The sequence below is a fragment of the Pseudomonas sp. EL_65y_Pfl1_R83 genome, from assembly GCF_963970695.1.
Classification (GTDB): domain Bacteria; phylum Pseudomonadota; class Gammaproteobacteria; order Pseudomonadales; family Pseudomonadaceae; genus Aquipseudomonas; species Aquipseudomonas tritici.
In genome coordinates this window covers 1-436 of record NZ_CAXAQI010000483.1, presented here as the reverse complement: position 1 = coordinate 436, position 436 = coordinate 1, and the positions used below count along the sequence as shown (strand labels likewise).

Below are 436 nucleotides of genomic sequence, written 5' to 3'. Positions count from 1 at the left end.
AGTCGCCTATATTGGCGGGCAGATGAGCGATTTCGGCGCGGTCGGCGGCGATGTGTGGTCCGTGCCCTTCGCCGGTGGCGAGCCGCAATATCTTATGCCGCACAGCACGCTGACGGTTACGTCGCTGGTGTGGAAGGATCGGTTTATCCGCGGCACCGCGCTCAGCGGCGACCGGATGGGTCTGTTCACCTTTGCCGGGGAACGCGCCGACGGTCTCGGCTGGAGCCGCCCCGCCAGTCTCGCCGCGGGCGATGCCAAGGCCGCGTTCAGTGCGGAAGGGCTGACGGTCGCCACCGTCGCGCAGGACTTCACGCATGCCCCGGCGATCTTTGCCGGGCCGGTCACAGCACCGGTCCAGATCACCCATGACAATGATGCTGTCCCCGCGGCGATGACCGCGCGCAGCATTACGTGGAAAAATGACGGTTTCACCGTC

The 436-nt window shown here is 66.1% G+C and carries 1 protein-coding gene; it reads left to right on the top strand.

All coding sequences use genetic code 11. From position 1 onward, the window contains the following. Window positions 1-22: 22 nt before the first annotated feature. On the top strand, window positions 23-436 hold a 414-nt coding region (locus AACY08_RS29950; RefSeq protein ID WP_339472706.1), incomplete at its 3' end, for a hypothetical protein.